The 17,804-nt window shown below is 60.7% G+C and carries 18 protein-coding genes and 1 pseudogene; 8 read left to right on the top strand and 11 right to left on the bottom strand.

Translation table 11 applies throughout. The annotated features are described in order from the left end of the window. The first annotated feature begins 1 nt into the window (after position 1). The 6 genes and pseudogenes from AB4O08_RS03930 to AB4O08_RS03905 all read left to right on the top strand — a co-directional run bounded on the left by AB4O08_RS03930 (position 2) and on the right by AB4O08_RS03905 (position 4,035). Entirely contained in the window at positions 2-397 is a 396-nt protein-coding gene (locus tag AB4O08_RS03930) for a hypothetical protein (RefSeq protein ID WP_010211781.1), read from the top strand. A gap of 89 nt (positions 398-486) precedes the next feature. Further along, positions 487-624, top strand: a pseudogene (locus AB4O08_RS03925) (alpha-D-ribose 1-methylphosphonate 5-triphosphate diphosphatase); the annotation flags it as partial. Between the two features lie 52 nt (positions 625-676). Continuing rightward, the gene (gene phnN, locus AB4O08_RS03920) at positions 677-1,249 is read left to right on the top strand and encodes a phosphonate metabolism protein/1,5-bisphosphokinase (PRPP-forming) PhnN (RefSeq protein WP_010211780.1); all 573 of its coding nucleotides are present in this window, start codon (positions 677-679) and stop codon (positions 1,247-1,249) included. Between the two features lie 331 nt (positions 1,250-1,580). After that, the gene (locus AB4O08_RS03915) at positions 1,581-1,769 is read left to right on the top strand and encodes a type II toxin-antitoxin system HicA family toxin (protein WP_010211777.1); all 189 of its coding nucleotides are present in this window, start codon (positions 1,581-1,583) and stop codon (positions 1,767-1,769) included. Positions 1,770-1,780: 11 nt separating this feature from the next. Next, complete coding sequence (locus AB4O08_RS03910) at positions 1,781-2,185, top strand: type II toxin-antitoxin system HicB family antitoxin (protein ID WP_010211776.1); 405 nt, start codon at positions 1,781-1,783, stop codon at positions 2,183-2,185. A 305-nt stretch (positions 2,186-2,490) separates the two neighbouring features. After that, on the top strand, positions 2,491-4,035 hold the full coding sequence (locus AB4O08_RS03905) for a M10 family metallopeptidase C-terminal domain-containing protein (RefSeq protein ID WP_252958875.1): 1,545 nt from the start codon (positions 2,491-2,493) through the stop codon (positions 4,033-4,035). 9 nt (positions 4,036-4,044) lie between these two features. Here AB4O08_RS03905 and AB4O08_RS03900 read toward each other — a convergent pair whose 3' ends face one another. Beyond that, on the bottom strand, positions 4,045-5,241 hold the full coding sequence (locus AB4O08_RS03900) for an MFS transporter (RefSeq protein WP_460114711.1): 1,197 nt from the start codon (positions 5,239-5,241) through the stop codon (positions 4,045-4,047). Positions 5,242-5,417: 176 nt separating this feature from the next. Here AB4O08_RS03900 and AB4O08_RS03895 point away from each other — a divergent pair, with 176 nt between their 5' ends. Continuing rightward, complete coding sequence (locus AB4O08_RS03895; RefSeq protein ID WP_021492218.1) at positions 5,418-6,032, top strand: DUF5666 domain-containing protein; 615 nt, start codon at positions 5,418-5,420, stop codon at positions 6,030-6,032. A 129-nt stretch (positions 6,033-6,161) separates the two neighbouring features. Here AB4O08_RS03895 and AB4O08_RS03890 read toward each other — a convergent pair whose 3' ends face one another. The 8 genes from AB4O08_RS03890 to gcl all read right to left on the bottom strand — a co-directional run bounded on the left by AB4O08_RS03890 (position 6,162) and on the right by gcl (position 15,626). Next, the gene (locus tag AB4O08_RS03890) at positions 6,162-7,166 is read right to left on the bottom strand and encodes a sulfate ABC transporter substrate-binding protein (RefSeq protein ID WP_010211770.1); all 1,005 of its coding nucleotides are present in this window, start codon (positions 7,164-7,166) and stop codon (positions 6,162-6,164) included. Between the two features lie 105 nt (positions 7,167-7,271). Further along, complete coding sequence (locus AB4O08_RS03885; RefSeq protein ID WP_010211769.1) at positions 7,272-8,096, bottom strand: ion transporter; 825 nt, start codon at positions 8,094-8,096, stop codon at positions 7,272-7,274. A 31-nt stretch (positions 8,097-8,127) separates the two neighbouring features. Further along, the gene (locus AB4O08_RS03880) at positions 8,128-9,003 is read right to left on the bottom strand and encodes an urea transporter (RefSeq protein ID WP_010211768.1); all 876 of its coding nucleotides are present in this window, start codon (positions 9,001-9,003) and stop codon (positions 8,128-8,130) included. 130 nt (positions 9,004-9,133) lie between these two features. Further along, complete coding sequence (gene pyk / locus AB4O08_RS03875) at positions 9,134-10,549, bottom strand: pyruvate kinase (protein ID WP_154846894.1); 1,416 nt, start codon at positions 10,547-10,549, stop codon at positions 9,134-9,136. Further along, positions 10,539-11,819, bottom strand: coding sequence for a glycerate kinase type-2 family protein (locus AB4O08_RS03870; RefSeq protein ID WP_047543534.1), 1,281 nt, complete (start codon positions 11,817-11,819; stop codon positions 10,539-10,541). Before AB4O08_RS03870 ends, pyk begins: the two co-directional genes overlap by 11 nt. A 182-nt stretch (positions 11,820-12,001) precedes the next feature. Continuing rightward, positions 12,002-12,892: a 2-hydroxy-3-oxopropionate reductase gene (locus AB4O08_RS03865; protein ID WP_460114710.1), complete on the bottom strand. Its 891-nt coding sequence runs from the start codon at positions 12,890-12,892 to the stop codon at positions 12,002-12,004. A gap of 165 nt (positions 12,893-13,057) precedes the next feature. After that, positions 13,058-13,840 carry a hydroxypyruvate isomerase gene (hyi, locus tag AB4O08_RS03860; protein WP_010211763.1) on the bottom strand — a complete coding sequence of 261 codons (783 nt, stop codon included), beginning with the start codon at positions 13,838-13,840 and terminating at the stop codon, positions 13,058-13,060. A gap of 10 nt (positions 13,841-13,850) precedes the next feature. After that, positions 13,851-15,626 (bottom strand): glyoxylate carboligase, encoded by a 1,776-nt coding sequence (gcl, locus tag AB4O08_RS03855; RefSeq protein WP_021492214.1) that lies wholly within the window; start codon positions 15,624-15,626, stop codon positions 13,851-13,853. 256 nt (positions 15,627-15,882) lie between these two features. Between gcl and AB4O08_RS03850 the strand changes: the two genes are divergently transcribed. Beyond that, positions 15,883-16,323 carry a GlcG/HbpS family heme-binding protein gene (locus tag AB4O08_RS03850; protein ID WP_044286883.1) on the top strand — a complete coding sequence of 147 codons (441 nt, stop codon included), beginning with the start codon at positions 15,883-15,885 and terminating at the stop codon, positions 16,321-16,323. Positions 16,324-16,458: 135 nt separating this feature from the next. Here the strand turns inward: AB4O08_RS03850 and AB4O08_RS03845 are convergent, their stop codons facing one another. Together AB4O08_RS03845 and AB4O08_RS03840 are read right to left on the bottom strand one after the other, a co-directional pair. Further along, positions 16,459-16,917, bottom strand: coding sequence for an REP-associated tyrosine transposase (locus tag AB4O08_RS03845; RefSeq protein ID WP_106120165.1), 459 nt, complete (start codon positions 16,915-16,917; stop codon positions 16,459-16,461). Between the two features lie 148 nt (positions 16,918-17,065). Next, positions 17,066-17,671 carry a TetR/AcrR family transcriptional regulator gene (locus AB4O08_RS03840; RefSeq protein ID WP_010211756.1) on the bottom strand — a complete coding sequence of 202 codons (606 nt, stop codon included), beginning with the start codon at positions 17,669-17,671 and terminating at the stop codon, positions 17,066-17,068. Positions 17,672-17,804: the final 133 nt, after the last annotated feature.

Raw genomic sequence — 17,804 nt, 5'->3', positions numbered from 1 at the left:
TATGACCGCACTCGCAAGAATCACCCTGCTCAGCCTGGTATTGGGCCTGAGCGCTTGTGCGGTCCACCGCCCACCTCCTGCGCCCACCGGCCCGACCATTCCACCGTCGGGCCCGTCGACCCAGCCGAGCACCAAGCCGTCCGGCCCGGTGACCCCAGCGCCGAAGCCAGTGCCGACTAAGTCAGCGACGTTCGCCCCACCGCCGGGCGCGGTGAGCCACTGGGACGGCAGGATGCAGGTGTATGTGCTCGACGAACAGCCCGACACCTTCTACCGCCAGCGCACCTACTACCGCTGGAGCAACGGCTGGAGCCGCTCCATCAGCCCGAACGGCCCATGGGAAGAAACCGACGTGCAAGGCGTGCCGCCGGGGTTGAGCAAGCAATACGCGCAATGACAAAAGGCGACCTTTGAAAGGTCGCCTTTTTTATTCTCAACAGCCAACCTGGCCCTCAACCCCCCACTTACCGTCGGCCCAGGTAAGAGGGCGCGCCAAACGTGGTGCGCGGCGGGTGGGACTCGGGTAATGTGGCCGCCGCCGGCCTGGCGGCTGAGGGATTGCTGGGTATACTTTCCAGTGACTATTGCCCGGCCAGCCTCTGGGGAGCAGTCAAGATGATTAGCCTGGGCTTCCGGTAGTGCAACAAGCAGGGCGACAAGCGAAGAGGGTGTTTTGATGGCAGGCAGGTTGATCTATCTCATCGGGCCCTCCGGCTCGGGCAAGGACAGCCTGCTGGATGCCGCACGCCCACGTCTGGCCGAGCGCGGTTGTCGCATTGTGCGCCGCGTTATCACTCGCTCGGCAGAAGCGGTGGGCGAGGCGGCGCAAGGGGTCAGCCCGGAGCAGTTCGCCTCGATGCAGGCCGAGGGCGCATTTGCGCTCAGCTGGCAGGCGAATGGCTTGTCCTATGGCATTCCGAAAGTGATCGACGATTGGTTGGCGGCAGGTGACGACGTGCTGGTCAACGGCTCCCGCGCGCACCTGGCACAGACCCGCGAGCGTTATCCGACGTCGCTGGTGTTGCTGCTGACGGTGGATCAGGCGGTACTACGCCAGCGCTTGATCGCACGCGGGCGTGAGGCACTGGTGGATATCGACGCCCGCCTGGCACGCAATGCGCGGTTCACTGCCGAGTTGATCGCGGGGAATGGGGCGGGGTTGTTCGTGCTGGACAACTCCGGTCCCCTGGAACATACGGTCGAGCGCCTGCTGTGCTGCCTCGACCACGGGCACTCGGCATGCGCCTGACGCGGGCGTTGTGCAGTATTGAGGAAATCGGTGCGCAACACGGGGTGTCGACATTTAGGAACCGAGCGCGTTCCTCTACGTGCCATTCATTGAGGCTATAGGGTCAGCTCGACGGGATCATCCGTGTTGGTGATAGTAAACCCGTCCACCTATTCCACACCAGTTCACCGATGCGCAGGGCGACGTCGATGTCTTCTCATGTGTTTACGGTGTCGAGCAGGCAGGTTTTCAATATCCCGTAAAACAGCCGTCAGTCAGCCCCGCGTCTTTTGTGCTTGAGTAAAGATAACTCTAGGGTTACTTTTATTCAGGCCAAGCCAAGGAGGCAGGGGTGCAAAGCAGGTTATTGATCAAAGAACTGCAAGAGGCGGGTTGGGTGTTGGACCGGGTCGCGGGCAGTCATCATATTTTTACTCACCGCTATAACCCGTACACCATTCCGGTACCCCACCCAAAAAAGGACCTGCCGCTGGGCACTGTCAAAAGCATCAGGAAACGCGCCGGCTTGTTTCAGTTTTAAGGAGAACATTCATGCAATACCCAATCTGTATCGAATGGGGCGATGACTTCACCGCCACCGGTATTCAGATCCCCGACATCCCTGGCGCAGTCACCGCAGGGGACAGCTTTGAGGAGGCCTATAACGCTGCGGTGGAAGTCGCCCACATCATGCTGCAAGAGATTGCCGCAGAGGGTGGACCGATCCCCCTGCCAACGTCGGTGGCCAACCATCATGCGCACGAAGATTACGCCGGCATGGGCTGGGGGATGTTGGAGTTGGATATCTCGCCCTACCTGGGCAAGACCGAGAAGGTCAATGTGACCTTGCCCGGTTATGTGATCCAGCGCATCGACCGTTATGTGCGTGAGCACAAGGTCAAGAGTCGCTCTTCCTTTCTGGCGGATGCCGCGCTGGAGAAGCTGGTGCGGTCCTGAGGAAGATTTAAGGGATATGTCCTGATCGTTGGGAAAATAGCGTACTGGCACGCGAAGTGCTTTTTTAGATTTTGTTTTTTTCTTGTTAAAACAACTCGATGCCGCCCGGGATTTTGTGTTGTCGGGTGTTTAAATTGCAACGGAATACCTGGTTGTATCGCCTCCTGTTTCGACGCGCGCAGGTGTTGCGGTTAGAACCAAATCTGCGTTGGTATCGGATTTTTCAGCGTGCGAATTTACCTCTGGAAGGGTTGGTCAACGATCGCTTGGCCGGCTCCCGTTATTGAAACCAAAGGTGTCGCACAATGAATAATTATGACCTGCGCAGTAGGAGCTCTCTGAATAGCGTGCCGGTAGCGGACTTCGGCCCGTTGGGTGTGGGGGCTGGGAGTAAACCGTCTTACACAACGGACCAGGCGGCTAATCAACTTACCCGGGAAAACCTGCGTTTTCATGACCGTAATGGTGATTCGAAAGTCGATGTGAATTACACGGTGGACAACAGCTTCACCCACCAGCAGCAGGGGCGCGTCCGCCAGGCAGTGCAGTCCTGGCAGGATGTCGCCAATATCAACTTTCGCGAGCAGGCGAGTGGGACGGACGGCACTCTCAACATTCGCAACAATCCGGGCGGTGATCGAGGGGTGGCCACCTTTCCTGGCCGTTTCACTACCCAGACTTCAGCCACGATTGGCACGCGCAGAGAAAACGGGGCACCGGCATTGGGCAGTCAGTTTTCGATAACGGCTATCCATGAGATCGGCCACGCCATTGGCCTGCAGCATCCAGGGAACTACAACGGGAACGGTTTCGATTACCTGAACAGCGCGGTCTACGCCGAGGATACCAAGGCGCGTACGGTGATGAGTTATTGGTCGGAAAAAAACCAGAAGGGACACGACTTCAAAGGGCAGAATCCGTCCGCGCCGATGATGGACGATATTGCAGCGGCACAACGCTTGTACGGGGCCAATCACCAAACCCGTAACACCAATACCACCTATGGCTTCAACTCCAATACTGAGCGCGAGGCGATGAGCCTCAAGAGCGCTGCTGACAAACCGGTTTTCTGTGTCTGGGACGGTGGTGGCGTCGACACGATGGACTTCTCCGGGTTCTCCCAGGATCAGAACATCAACCTGAAAGCCGAATCGTTTTCCGATGTGGGCGGGCTGAAGGGCAATGTGTCCATTGCCAAGGGCTGCACGATTGAAAACGCGATTGGCGGCTCTGGCCGGGACACTGTGTCGGGCAATGAGGCCGCGAATCGGCTCAAGGGCGGCGGAGGGGGCGACACCCTGAGAGGCGGTGGCGGCGCGGACACCTTTGTCTACGACAAGGCCAGCGACTCCACGCCGACTGACCCGGACATGATCCAGGATTTCACCAGCGGTACGGACAAGATCGATGTGTCGGGCGCCTTGAAGGGCGCTGGGTTGAGCGGCCTGGCCTTCACTGATCGGTTCACGGGGCGAGCCGGTGAAGCGGTGCTCAAGCATGACCCCGGCACAGGCCTTTCAAGCCTGGCCATTGACCTGAAGGGAACGGGCAACGCGGACCTATTGATCAAGAGCAAGGGCGCGATCAAGCCAACTGATGTGCAGTGGGGCGGTCAAGCGCCTGAGGTTCAGCCTGCACCTGCACCCGTGCCGACACCCACGCCGACACCGACACCGACACCGCCTCCGGTCCCAACACCCGCTCCCTCCCCGTTGCCGGATAAGGCACAGGAACACGCCGCCGGCTTGATTCAGATGTTCGCCACCACTCTGCTAGCATTTTTCTCGCAGTTGCTGAGCCGGCTGACATCGCCGTCCGGCCAAGCATCCGCGGAAAAAAACCAGTCTTGAACCGCTGCCTCAAGCAGTGGCGACTGTGGCCTGGCGTGAAGCACTGAGGAACCGCAGTAACGCAATCAGAGGGAATGCGCTGCCCACCAGCATCACGCCCAGCCAGCCGCCGTGTTCATACACGCTGCTGGCAATCGCCGAGCCGAAGGCGCCGCCAATAAAGATGCTGGTCATGTACAGCGCGTTCAGGCGGCTGCGGCTGTTGGCGTCGAGGGCGTAGATAGCGCGCTGGCCGAGCACCATATTCATCTGCACGCAGAAGTCCAGGACCACACCGGTCACGGCCAGGCCGATCACGCTGTACGACGGGTGTACAAAGGCCGGCAGGAAACTCAACGCCGCAAACAGCATGGCCAGCAACGAAGCGCGATGGGTATGCCCGGCATCGGCCAGGCGACCGGCGACGGGCGCCGCAATGGCGCCCAGCGCACCGACCAGTGCAAACAGCGCGATCTCGCTTTGGCTCAGGCCGTGGTTACGCGCCAGTTCCAGTGGGGCAGCGGTCCAGAACAGGCTGAAGGTGGCGAACATGCAACCCTGATAGAACGCCCGTTGGCGCAATACCGGTTGCTCACGCAGCAACGTGCCGAGGGAGCGCAGCAACTGGCCATAGGTGGCACTGTGGTCAGGCTGGCGCTTGGGGATGGTGATCAGCAACACCACGCTGATTAACGCCATCAACGCCGCAGCGGCCATGAACATTGCGCGCCAACCGAAGTGGTCCGCCACCACGCTGGACACGGGCCGAGCCAGCAGGATGCCCAACAACAGACCGCCCATGATGCTGCCGACCACGCGGCCTCGGGACTCGGCGGGTGCCAGGTGCGCGGCCAGCGGGATCAGGATCTGCACCGACACCGAGCTGAAGCCGATCAGCAGCGACACCAGCAGGAACAGGTTCGGTTGTTCGGTAAATGCCGCCCCCAACAGGCTGGCGATGGCCAGCACGGTGGTGGCGATCATCAGCTTGCGGTTTTCCAGCAGGTCACCCAGCGGTACCAGGAAAAACAGGCCCAGGGCGTAACCAATTTGTGTCAACGAGACGATCAGGCTGGCCATGGCGGGCGTCAGGCCGATGTCCGGCGCGATCAGCTCGATGATCGGTTGTGCATAGTAAATGTTGGCAACGATGGCGCCGCAGCAAAACGCGAACAGCATCACCATGCTCCGGGTCATGGTGGTTGTAGCGTGGGAGGTAGCGTTCATGGTGTTCTCATAAAAGCGAATGAAAGTGAGGCGAGCCTAAAGACAACACCGTAGACCGGGTAGGCCGCTTGCAGTGATAACACTCATGCCCAGTAATGATGAGTGAATCGTTAACTTTCGGCGCGAAGGGTGATGATACATTCAGGCACAACTGCCGAAACAGGAAATTGAAGGTCATGAAAATCACATTGAACAAGATGCTCCTGGCTTCCACGCTTGCCGCCGCCATGGCCGTGGGCCTGGCCCAGGCCGAGGATGTCCCGCGGGTGGGCGTACGCGGCGCCATCACGGCGATGGAGGGCGACGCGATGCACGTCAAGGTCAACAGCGGCGAGGACGTCATCGTGCACCTGACCCCAAGCACTCAGGTGCGCGCGGTCACCCTGGCCAAGATCGATGAGATCAAGCCGGGCAGCTACATTGGCTCCGCCGCCATGCCCAACGCCGATGGCAGCCTGACGGCGCTGGAAGTGCACGTGTTCCCACCGGCCATGGCCGGCACGGGCGACGGGCATCGCGCGTTTGACTTGAAGGAAGGCAGCAGCATGACCAACGGCACCGTCGGCGACCTGGTGGTCAGCAACGGGCGGACGTTGACGGTGAAATACAAAGGCGGCGAACAGAAGATCGTGGTGCCGGAGGATGTGCCGATCGTCAACCTGGAACCTGGCGATCGCAGCTTGCTCAAGCCAGGGGTGAAGGTGGTGATGTTTGCGGCGCAGGGGGCGGATGGGATCATCACTGCCCAGGCTATCTCAGCCGGCAAGGATGGCGTGACACCACCGATGTAAAGTCTGGCGCAGAACCCAATGTGGGAGCGGGCTTGCTCGCGAATGGGGAGTATCAGTCACTGAATCAGTTGGCTGATACACCGCATCCGCGAGCAAGCCCGCTCACACAGGTTTAGTGCGTTGCGTCAGTTATTGACCCGAGTAAACCTGATCAAACACCCCACCATCATTAAAGTGGGTCTTCTGCACCGTGCGCCAGTCACCAAAGGTCTTCTCTACCGACAGGAAGTCGACTTTCGGGAAGCGGTCAGTGTATTTGGCCAGCACTTTCGGGTCACGTGGACGCAGGTAGTTGTTCGCCGCGATTTCCTGACCTTCCGGCGACCACAGGTACTTCAGGTAGTCTTCGGCGGCCACGCGGGTGCCTTTCTTCTCGACCACCTTGTCGACCACCGACACCGGTGGCTCGGCTTCGGCGGAGACGCTTGGATAGACCACTTCGAACTGATCGCGACCGAATTCACGGGCGATCATTTCCGCCTCGTTCTCGAACGTCACCAGCACGTCACCGATCTGGTTGGTCATGAAGGTGGTGGTGGCCGCACGGCCACCGGTATCCAGCACCGGTGCCTGTTTGAATAGCTTGCCGACAAAGGCCTTGGCCTTGTTTTCATCGCCGCCGTTCTTCAGCACATAGCCCCAGGCCGACAGGTAGGTGTAGCGGCCGTTACCCGAGGTTTTCGGGTTGGGCACGATCACCTGCACGCCGTCTTTCAACAGGTCCGGCCAGTCCTTCAGGGCTTTTGGGTTGCCTTTGCGCACGATGAAGACCGTGGCGGAAGTAAACGGCGCGCTGTTGTTCGGCAGGCGAGTGACCCAGTTGTCCGGCACCAGCTTTCCATTGTCGACCAGGGCGTTGATGTCGGTGGCCATGTTCATGGTGATCACGTCAGCCGGCAGGCCGTCGATCACCGAGCGCGCTTGTTTGCTGGAACCACCGAAGGACATCTGCAGGGTCAGCTTGTCGTTCGGGTGTTCGGCTTCCCAGTGCTTCTGGAAAGCGGCGTTGTAGTCCTTGTAGAAATCGCGCATTACGTCGTAGGAGACGTTGAGCAGTGTGACGGGTGCGGCCTGGACGGCGCCCGCCAGGGCAAGGCCGGCGGCCAGGAGAGAGGCGCTAACGAGTTTTTTCACTGCTCATTCCTTGTTGTTCGAGACGGTTGTCAATTGAGTAGGGGCAATTTGCCAGCGACTATAGCTGGCGCCGCATAGACGCTTAAAGATTAAAACGTACTTTGCTTATTCCACTTTATGGAAAAGGTTGCTCCCGCAGCGCGAGCAGAAGGCGGCATTTGGCTCATGGCTGTTCTTCTTGCACACCGGGCAGTCGGTTTGCAGCTGTTCGCCCCGCATTGCGCTCGCCAGTTCAGCGGTAAAAATCCCGGTGGGCACGGCGATGATCGAATAACCGGTGATCATCACCAGCGATGAAATCACCTGGCCCAACGGCGTCTTCGGCACAATGTCGCCAAAGCCCACGGTGGTCAGGGTCACGATGGCCCAGTAGATGCCCTTGGGGATGCTGGTAAAGCCGTGCTCCGGACCTTCGATCACGTACATCAAGGTGCCGAACACCGTGACCAGCGTGCACACGCTGACCAGGAACACCACGATCTTCTGCTTGCTGCCCCGCAACGCCGACATCAGGTAGTTGGCCTGCTTGAGGTAGGGGCTGAGCTTGAGCACGCGGAAGATCCGCAGCATTCGGATGATGCGGATGATCAGCAGGTACTGCGCATCGCTGTAATACAGCGCGAGGATGCCGGGCACGATGGCCAGCAAGTCCACCAGCCCATAAAAGCTGAAGGCATAGCGTAACGGCTTGGGCGAGCAATACAGGCGCAACCCGTATTCGATCAGGAAGATCAGCGTGAAGCCCCATTCGATATAGGCCAGCACATCGGCGTAGTTCTGGTGTATCTGGTCGATGCTGTCGAGCATCACGATCACCAGGCTGGCGAGGATGATCAGCAGCAAGATGCCGTCAAAGCGCCGCCCGGCGACCGTGTCACTTTGAAAAACCATGACGTAGAGCCGCTGGCGCCAGTCGTTATTGCTGTCCATAAATCCCGCCTGAAACGAATATCGAGCAAGCCTAGGGGGATTCGAAGGGCCTGTCCATGCGGGGTTTGCGCAGCACCCGAGCGCCAGCGCGCACCAGCCAACAGGCGAGGATGAACGGCGCGGTCAACGCCGGCAGATGCAGGGCGGCAAAGCCTGGGGTGAGGGTGATTGCCAGCAGGATGCCGAGCAGCGGCAGCCAGGGTTGGCGACGTATTTGGCTCAACGCCACGGCAGCCAGCGCCGGGTTGTAGCTGTGCAGGCCAAGGAGGGCAGTGGCGGGTTCGTCCAGCCACAGCGCGATCAGTACGCCGACACTGGCGCCGATCAACGCCCAGGTGGCCGCGCGGCGGTTGGCCAACCACAGGCCCAACGCAATCAAGGCGCCGGCCACAGGCTGGTCCAGCAGCATGATTTGGGCGAGCCCGGTAAAAGGCGCGGTGAAGATGGCCGAGGCGTCGGGTACGTTCAGGGCAAATGCGCGCTCCGGCACGGTGCCCAGCAGCAACCAACCCAGGCCGACAAACGGTGCGGTGTAGGCGGGCAAATCACTGGGCTGAGTGGCGCGTTTCAACCATTGCCGCGTCAGGATCGCACTCAAGCCACCGCACGCCAGGATCAGCGGCGGCAACACGGCTGACCAGGCGAAGTGCTGGCTGATCAACAACCCCAGCAACACGCCGTTGTAGCTGTACAGCCCTGCCTGGCGTTCGGCCTTGGGATAGCCCCGGCGCTGGGCCGTGAGCAACCCCGCCAGGCCTCCCAGCAGCGCGCCGCCGAGCAAGGTCGGCGCGCCGATCAGGATCGCCAGCAGGCACAGCAGGCCACACAGCGGCTGGCGCTGCAGGAAGATCTGGCTGAAGCCGTTAAGCAGGGCTTCGGCCCAGTCGGGACAGGTTGGGTTGTGCATTTGGGGTCATTCAATCAGGCCGAGTTGCCCTTATCGCAGGCAAGCCCGCTCCCACAGTTGACCGAGTTTTCATGTCGAACATCGATCAAATGTGGGAGCGGGCTTGCCCGCGATGAGGCCCTTACAGACGCTAAATCAACGTCTCGATACGCAGTGAGTTCGTCGACCCCGGCTGCCCGAACGGCACCCCCGCCGTAATCACCAAGGTATCCCCACGCTCCGCCATCCCCTGCGCCTGGGCAATCTCCAGCGCCGTGGAACACACCTCGTCTACTTGGCGCAGCCTGTCATTGACCACCGAATGCACGCCCCACGCCACGCTCAACCGCCGCGCCGTGGACAGGTTCGGCGTGAGGTTGAGGATCGGCGACACCGGCCGTTCCCGCGCCGCGCGCAGACTGGAACTGCCCGACTCGCTGTAGTTCACCAGCACTGCCACCGGCAGGATGCTACTGATGCGGCGGATTGCGCAGCTGATGGCGTCCGATACGGTGGCATCCGCCTTCGGTCGGCTGACGTCGAGCTGAGCCTGGTAATCGGGGCCGTTCTCCACCTGGCGGATGATCTTGCTCATCATCTGCACGGCTTCCAGCGGGTATTCGCCGGATGCGGTTTCCGCCGACAGCATCACCGCGTCCGCGCCTTCGGCCACGGCATTGGCGACATCGGTGACTTCGGCGCGGGTCGGAGCCGGTGAGAAGCGCATCGACTCCAGCATCTGGGTCGCCACCACCACCGGTTTGCCCAGTTGGCGGCAGGTACTGATGATGTCTTTCTGGATCTGCGGCACACTCTCGGCGGGCACTTCCACGCCCAGGTCGCCTCTGGCCACCATGATCGCGTCGCTCAGTTCGGCGATTTCCTGCAGGCGCTGCACGGCCGAGGGCTTCTCGATCTTGGCCATCAGGAAGGCCTTGTCGCCGATCAGCTCGCGGGCTTCGCGGATATCTTCCGGGCGCTGTACGAACGACAGTGCCACCCAGTCCACGCCCAGCTCCAGGCCAAAGCTCAAATCGCGCCGATCCTTGGCGGTCAATGGGCTGAGCTCCAGCAGGGCTTGTGGGACGTTCACGCCTTTGCGGTCAGACAATTCGCCGCCGTTCAGTACGGTGGTGTCGATGGCGTCGGCATGTTTGGTGATGACCCGCAGGCGCAGCTTGCCATCGTCCAGCAGCAGGTCCATGCCGGGTTCCAGCGCCGCGATGATTTCCGGGTGGGGCAGGTTGACCCGACGCTGGTCGCCCGGTGTTTCGTCCAGGTCCAGGCGCAATGCCTGGCCACGCACCAGTTGCACCTTGCCCTCGGCAAAGCGCCCGACCCGCAGCTTCGGCCCTTGCAGGTCCATGAGGATACCCAGCGGGTAATTCAGCTGACGCTCGACCTGACGAATCCACTGGTAGCGCTGGGCGTGGTCGGCGTGGTCGCCGTGGCTGAAATTGAGCCGGAAGATGTTCACGCCAGCTTCCACCAGCTCGCGGATGTCGTCGATACCGTCGGTGGCCGGGCCCAGGGTGGCGAGGATTTTGACCTTCTTGTCAGGCGTCATGTTTGGCAGTCTCAAGGATCAGGATGGCGCGGAAGTCGTTGACGTTGGTGCGCGTGGGCTCGGTGATGATCAAACCGTCGAGGGCGGCGAAATAGCCGTAGCCGTTGTTGTTATCCAGCTCGTCGCTGGCCGACAGGCCGAGGGCTTCGGCGCGCGAATAACTGCACGGCGTCATGATGGCGCCGGCGTTGTCTTCCGAGCCGTCGATGCCGTCGGTGTCACCGGCCAGGGCGTACACGCCGGGCAGGCCCTTTAGGCTGTCGGTGAGGCTCAGCAGGAACTCTGCATTGCGTCCGCCACGACCATTGCCATGTACCGTCACGGTGGTTTCGCCGCCGGAGAGAATCACGCACGGCGCTGCCAGCGGCTGGCCGTGTTGCACGATCTGTCGGGCGATGCCGGCGTGCACTTTAGCCACGTCCCGCGCTTCGCCTTCCAGGTCGCCGAGGATTAATGGACTGAACCCGGCCTGGCGCACTTTTACGGCGACTGCCTCCAGGGATTGCTGGGGGCGGGCGATCAATTGGAAGTGGCTACGGGCGAGCACCGGGTCGCCGGGCTTGACGGTTTCCGAGGCGGGGTTTTGCAACCAGCTGCGCACCGAAGCGGGGGCGTCGATGTTGTAGCGCTTGAGGATCGCCAGGGCTTGTTGCGAGGTGCTGGGGTCTCCGACCGTCGGGCCGGAGGCGATCACCGTGGCCTGGTCGCCCGGCACGTCGGAAATCGCGTAGGTGTATACAGTGGCCGGCCATGCCGCTTTCGCCAATCGACCGCCTTTGATGGCCGACAGGTGCTTGCGCACGCAATTCATCTCGCCAATGGTGGCACCGGATTTGAGCAGGGCTTTGTTGATGGCCTGTTTGTCGGCCAGGGTGATGCCCTCGGCGGGCAGCGCCAGCAGGGCAGAGCCACCGCCGGACAACAGGAAGATAACGCGGTCGTGCTCCGTCAGGTTGCTGATCAGTGCCAGCACGCGCTGGGCCACGGCCAGGCCGGCGGCATCGGGCACCGGGTGAGCGGCTTCGACGACTTCGATTTTCTGGCACGGCGCGCCGTGCCCGTAGCGGGTCACGACCAGGCCGGTGACTTCACCCTGCCAGACGTTTTCCACGACCAGGGCCATGGCGGCAGCCGCTTTGCCAGCGCCGATCACGATCACACGACCGCTGCGGTCGGCGGGCAGGTAGGGTTCAAGGACTTGCCGGGGGTGGGCGGCGTCGATGGCTGTGGCAAACAGCTCGCGAAGCAGGTGTTGCGGATCGACCGACATAAGCGGGCTCCCGGGGATTCTTGTTATTAGAGGTGCATCACGTTTCGGATCGGAATGCGATCAAATGTGGGAGCGAGCTTGCTCGCGAAGGCGGTCTGACATCCATGCTGACTGATCGACCTCTTTCGCGAGCAAGCTCGCTCCCACACTCGACCGCATTTCAAAGGTGCGGTGAAACGGGGTTATTTATCGCGAATCGAGAAATTCGCCATATGTTCCAGGCCCTTGATCAGCGCCGAGTGGTCCCAGTTAGCGCCGCCAATCGCGGTGCAGGTGCTGAAGACTTGCTGCGTACCGGCGGTGTTCGGCAGGTTGATCCCCAATTCCTTGGCACCGGCCAGGGCCAGGTTGAGGTCCTTCTGGTGCAGGTTGATACGAAAGCCCGGGTCGAAGGTGCCCTTGATCATGCGCTCGCCATGCACCTCAAGGATTTTCGACGAAGCGAACCCGCCCATCAGCGCTTCACGCACCTTGGCCGGGTCGGCGCCGTTCTTGGAGGCGAACAGCAGCGCTTCGGCCACCGCCTGGATATTCAGCGCCACGATGATCTGGTTGGCGACCTTGGCGGTCTGCCCATCACCATTGCCGCCCACTAGGGTGATGTTCTTGCCCATGGCCTGGAACAGCGGCAGGGCGCGTTCGAAGGTCTGCGGTTCGCCGCCGATCATGATGCTCAGGATGCCGGCCTTGGCACCGACCTCACCGCCGGACACCGGTGCATCCAGGTACTGCGCGCCGGTTTCGTTGATCTTTGCTGCGAACGCCTTGGTGGCGGTGGGGGAGATCGAGCTCATGTCGATCACGACTTTGTTCGGCGACAGGCCAGCCGCGACGCCGTCTTTGCGGAACAGCACGTCGTCGACCTGCGGGGTGTCCGGCACCATCACGATGATGAACTCGGCCTCCTGCGCCACTTGCTGAGGGTTGGCCAGGGCCACGGCGCCCGCGTCGACCAGGGCTTGCGCAGCCTTGCCGTGGTGCTCAGAGAGGAACAGTTGGTGACCTGCTTTCTGCAGGTTGGCGGCCATGGGTTGGCCCATGATGCCGGTGCCGATAAATCCGATTTTAGCCATGAGAAAAGCCTCTTGTTATTCGGTATGTAGCGACCTGTCAAACGCCGCAGGTCCAATGTGGGAGCGGGCTTGCTCGCGAAGGTATTTCATTCAACATTGGCGTCGACTGATGCACCGCTTTCGCGAGCAAGCCCGCTCCCACATTTGGGGTTTGTGTTGTGTCTGTTAGATCGCGTTGTGGGTTTTGAGCCAACCCAAACCGGCTTCGGTGGTGGTCAACGGCTTGTATTCACAGCCGACCCAACCCGTGTAGCCGATGCGGTCCAAATGTTCGAACAGGAAGCGGTAGTTGATCTCGCCGGTGCCCGGCTCGTTGCGCCCTGGGTTATCCGCCAGCTGGATGTGGTTGATCTCACCCAGGTGCGCGGCCATGGTGCGGGCCAGATCGCCTTCCATGATTTGCATGTGGTAGATGTCGTATTGCAGGAACAGGTTGTCGCTGCCCACCTGTTCGCGAATCGACAGGGCTTGCGCCGTGTTGTTCAGATAGAAGCCTGGGATGTCACGGGTATTGATCGCTTCCATCACCAGCTTGATGCCCACGGCTTGCAGTTTTTCGGCGGCGTACTTGAGGTTGGCGACGAAGGTCTTTTCCAGAATCTCGTCGTCAATGCCTTGTGGCCGGATGCCTGCCAGGCAGTTGATCTGGGTGTTGCCCAGCACTTGGGCGTAGGCGATCGCCAGCTTGACCCCGGCACGAAACTCCTCGACCCGGTCGGGGTGGCACGCCAGGCCGCGTTCGCCCTTGGCCCAGTCGCCGGCCGGCAGGTTGAACAGCACCTGGGTCAGGCCGTGGGCGTCAAGTTGCGCCTTGATTTCGGCAGAGCTGAATTCATAGGGGAACAGGTACTCGACACCTTCGAAGCCCGCATCGGCGGCCGCTTTGAAACGGGCAAGAAAGTCCTGTTCGGTAAACAGCATGGACAGGTTGGCGGCGAAACGCGGCATAAGGTTCTCCTTAATCGAGCAGGGAAATGGCAGTCGGCGCATCGTTGCCGACCAGTGCCAGATCTTCGAATTCGTTGACGGCGTTGATCTCGGTGCCCATGGAAATATTGGTGACGCGCTCCAGAATAATCTCAACGATCACTGGAACCTTGAATTCTTCGATCATCTCCTCGGCGCGACGCAGGGCCGGCGCGATCTGGCTTGGTTCGAATACGCGCAGGGCCTTGCAACCCAGGCCTTCGGCGACGGCGACGTGGTCTACACCGTAGCCGTTGAGTTCCGGGGCGTTGAGATTGTCAAAGGACAGCTGCACGCAGTAGTCCATTTCAAACCCGCGCTGGGCCTGGCGGATCAGACCGAGGTAGGAGTTGTTCACCACCACGTGGATGTATGGCAGCTTGAACTGCGCGCCCACGGCCAGTTCTTCGATCATGAACTGGAAGTCATAGTCGCCCGACAGTGCCACCACCTTGCGGCTCCGGTCAGCCTTGACCACGCCGAGCGCGGCGGGAATGGTCCAACCCAACGGGCCGGCCTGGCCGCAGTTGATCCAATGCCGCGGCTTGTACACGTGCAGGAATTGCGCGCCGGCAATTTGCGATAAGCCGATGGTGCTGACGTAGCAGGTGTCTTTGCCGAACACCTGGTTCATTTCTTCGTAAACGCGCTGTGGCTTGACTGGCACGTTGTCGAAGTGAGTCTTGCGGTGCAGGGTGGCTTTGCGTTGCTGGCAGTCGTTCAGCCAGGCGCTGCGGTCCTTCAACTTGCCGGCGGCTTTCCACTCGCGGGCCACTTCAATGAACATCGTCAGGGCGGAGCCGGCGTCGGAGACGATGCCCAGGTCCGGGGTGAAAACGCGGCCGATCTGCGTCGGCTCGATGTCGACGTGAATGAACGTGCGACCCTCGGTGTACACCTCCACCGAGCCGGTGTGGCGGTTGGCCCAGCGATTACCGATGCCCAGCACCACGTCCGACTTGAGCATTGTCGCGTTGCCATAACGGTGGGACGTCTGCAGACCGACCATGCCGACCATCTGTGGGTGATCGTCCGGAATGGTGCCCCAGCCCATCAGGGTCGGAATCACCGGGATGCCGGTCAGTTCAGCGAATTCAACCAGCAGCTCGCTGGCGTCGGCGTTGATCACGCCCCCACCGCTCACCAGCAGTGGGCGTTCAGCCTTGTCCAGCAGCGCCAGGGCTTTTTCCACCTGCACGCGGGTTGCCAGTGGCTTGGCCAGGGGGAGTGGCTGGTAGGCGTCGATGTCGAATTCGATCTCGGCCATCTGCACGTCGAACGGCAGGTCGATCAGCACGGGGCCCGGGCGGCCGGAGCGCATTTCGTAGAAGGCTTTCTGGAAGGCGTACGGCACTTGGCCGGGTTCGAGGACGGTGGTCGCCCACTTCGTCACCGGCTTGACGATGCTGGTGATGTCCACGGCCTGGAAGTCTTCCTTGTGCATGCGGGCGCGGGGTGCCTGGCCGGTAATGCATAGGATCGGGATTGAGTCGGCCGAGGCGCTGTACAGGCCGGTGACCATGTCAGTGCCCGCCGGGCCCGAGGTGCCGATGCACACGCCGATATTGCCGGCCTTGGTGCGGGTATAACCCTCGGCCATGTGGGAGGCGCCTTCAACGTGGCGAGCAAGGACGTGATCGATGCCACCCACCTTCTGCAAGGCCGAATACAGCGGGTTGATCGCGGCGCCCGGGATGCCGAAGGCGGTGTCCACACCTTCGCGGCGCATCACCAGGACAGCGGCTTCGATTGCTCTCATTTTGCTCATGATTTTGGTGCCTCTTGCGTTTTGTAATTGTATACAAGTGGTGTCTGGTCAAAGTGTATTCACGGCGAGCGGCGCAGGTCAATGCATTTTATGCACGGGTCTTTACGTTCGTCGGAACAGCTTTTTTCGGCGTATGGAGCCTTTGTGCGAAAATATTGTATACAAAATTAAAAGTCATTGTGTTCTATTTGTTTGATCGAGCATCTGATCATTCAGACCTCCACCGCTTTCCCAATAACAAAAGAAGGACGGCACCATGAGCGCTTTAACCTTGAAACTCGCCACCCAACTGGCCAGCCAGGCCCTCAGCGCCGGGCGCACCATCTCAGCCGCACCGCTGACCATCGCCGTGCTCGACAGCGGCGGCCATCTGGTCACCCTGCAACGCGAAGATGGCGCCAGCCTGCTGCGCCCGCAGATCGCCATCGGCAAGGCCTGGGGCGCGATCGCCCTGGGCAAGGGCTCACGCCTGCTGGCGCTGGACGCGCAGCAGCGCCCGGCGTTTATCGCGGCGTTGAATAGCCTGGGGCAGGGCAGCGTGGTGCCCGCGCCGGGCGGGGTGTTGATTCGGAGTCAGGAGGGCGTGGTGCTGGGGGCGATTGGAATCAGCGGGGATACGTCGGATATTGATGAGCAGTGCGCGATTACGGCGATCGAGGGGGTGGGGTTGATGGCGGATGCGGGGGTGTCGGCCTGATTTTTTGCTGTTCTGTCGGGCCTCATCGCGGGCAAGCCCGCTCCCACACTTGAATGAGTTCACACATTTATATTTGTGAATACGCTCAAATGTGGGAGCGGGCTTGCCCGCGAATGCAGGCGACTCAGTATCCAGTCAAAGCCAAATCGCATCCCAAAGTGGGTAGTCGCCACACTTCTTTACCAGACCCGCCCGCAGAGGGTTGGCCACGATGTACCGGGCGATTCCTTCAAGGCTTTCTTCCCGCCGTACGGCATGGTCATGAAAACCAGGTTGCCATAAGCGTCCTTGACGGCCTGAAACCGCATTCACTATTCGAGTACTTTTAGACTTCACCTGGCGCATCAAATCGGCAAGTGAGCCCTTTTCCAATGAGATCAACCAATGGAAATGATCGGGCATCACTACCCAAGCCAAAGAAGTAGCCAGCCCTTGATGCTGGGCAATCCTGAACTGCTGCACGACCAGCCGGCCCAGTTTGAAGTCACTGAATATAGGTATTCGATCAAGGGTATTACTGGTCAGCAAATAGACACGGTTGGGTTCGTCATAGCGACCAATACGCAGGCGATTTGAAGCAGGTTGATCAAGCATTCCTTAGCCCCTCTTCAGATGGAGTTCTGAGAGGCTAGATCAGCTAGTTAATGCCGATCGGCAGGCTTTTGGCAGGATGTGTCTGGGAGGGCGCTTTCGCGAGCAAGCCCGCTCCCACAGGGGGGTGGCAGTGTTCTTGCTATTTATGTCAGTCCGGCTCACACCCCTTGAGCACCAGTCTGATAATCGTTTGCGCCGCCGCCTCATAATCCGCCTCATCCAGCTTGGCCTTCCCGGTTACCGCCGAGATCTGCCAATCAAAATCCGCATAGGTCTGCGTCGCCGCCCAGATGCTGAACATCAAGTGATTGGGGTCAATCGGCGCAATCAGGCCACGATCCACCCAGCTTTGGATGCACGCGATATTGTGCTTGGCCTGGGCGTTGAGCTGCTCGACCTGATCCGCACTGAGGTGCGGCGCGCCGTGCATGATTTCACTGGCGAACACTTTGGAGGCGAAGGGCAGGTCGCGGGAGATGCGGATCTTGGAACGGATGTAGTTGCTCAGGACCACCGAGGGCTCGCCGTCCGGGTTGAACGGCGTGGAAGCAGCCAGGATCGGCTCGATAATGCTTTCGAGCACCTCGCGGTAGAGGTTGTCCTTGGACTTGAAGTAGTAATAGACGTTGGGCTTGGGCAGCCCGGCCTTGGCGGCGATGTCGCTGGTTTTGGTCGCGGCGAAGCCCTTGTCGGCAAACTCCTCGCTGGCCGCCCGCAGGATTTTTTCTTTGTTGCGCTCGCGAATGGTGCTCATGAACCAGAGGTTTCCTTGCCAGTACAGGCGGTTGCGCATGGTAGCACCGGCCATCCGCGCGCCTCAACAATGTGCCCATAAAGCGTTGCGCCGCGCTATGCTCGGTCCATCCCTCTCTAATGGAAGCCCGATT

It is taken from the genome of Pseudomonas sp. H3_E07 (assembly GCF_054668895.1).
The sequence above is the reverse complement of the archived record's forward strand: the minus strand, read 5'-3'. Positions and strand labels throughout refer to the sequence as shown.

Coding starts and splice junctions, on each gene's coding strand:
- AB4O08_RS03895 (WP_021492218.1), top strand. CDS start 5,418: ATGAAAATCACATTGAACAAGATGCTCCTGGCTTCCACGCTTGCCGCC.
- AB4O08_RS03905 (WP_252958875.1), top strand. CDS start 2,491: ATGAATAATTATGACCTGCGCAGTAGGAGCTCTCTGAATAGCGTGCCG.
- hyi (WP_010211763.1), bottom strand. CDS start 13,840: ATGCCGCGTTTCGCCGCCAACCTGTCCATGCTGTTTACCGAACAGGAC.
- AB4O08_RS03845 (WP_106120165.1), bottom strand. CDS start 16,917: ATGCTTGATCAACCTGCTTCAAATCGCCTGCGTATTGGTCGCTATGAC.
- phnN (WP_010211780.1), top strand. CDS start 677: ATGGCAGGCAGGTTGATCTATCTCATCGGGCCCTCCGGCTCGGGCAAG.
- AB4O08_RS03900 (WP_460114711.1), bottom strand. CDS start 5,241: ATGAACGCTACCTCCCACGCTACAACCACCATGACCCGGAGCATGGTG.
- AB4O08_RS03850 (WP_044286883.1), top strand. CDS start 15,883: ATGAGCGCTTTAACCTTGAAACTCGCCACCCAACTGGCCAGCCAGGCC.
- AB4O08_RS03910 (WP_010211776.1), top strand. CDS start 1,781: ATGCAATACCCAATCTGTATCGAATGGGGCGATGACTTCACCGCCACC.
- pyk (WP_154846894.1), bottom strand. CDS start 10,549: ATGACGCCTGACAAGAAGGTCAAAATCCTCGCCACCCTGGGCCCGGCC.
- gcl (WP_021492214.1), bottom strand. CDS start 15,626: ATGAGCAAAATGAGAGCAATCGAAGCCGCTGTCCTGGTGATGCGCCGC.
- AB4O08_RS03865 (WP_460114710.1), bottom strand. CDS start 12,892: ATGGCTAAAATCGGATTTATCGGCACCGGCATCATGGGCCAACCCATG.
- AB4O08_RS03870 (WP_047543534.1), bottom strand. CDS start 11,819: ATGTCGGTCGATCCGCAACACCTGCTTCGCGAGCTGTTTGCCACAGCC.
- AB4O08_RS03880 (WP_010211768.1), bottom strand. CDS start 9,003: ATGCACAACCCAACCTGTCCCGACTGGGCCGAAGCCCTGCTTAACGGC.
- AB4O08_RS03840 (WP_010211756.1), bottom strand. CDS start 17,671: ATGAGCACCATTCGCGAGCGCAACAAAGAAAAAATCCTGCGGGCGGCC.
- AB4O08_RS03930 (WP_010211781.1), top strand. CDS start 2: ATGACCGCACTCGCAAGAATCACCCTGCTCAGCCTGGTATTGGGCCTG.
- AB4O08_RS03885 (WP_010211769.1), bottom strand. CDS start 8,096: ATGGACAGCAATAACGACTGGCGCCAGCGGCTCTACGTCATGGTTTTT.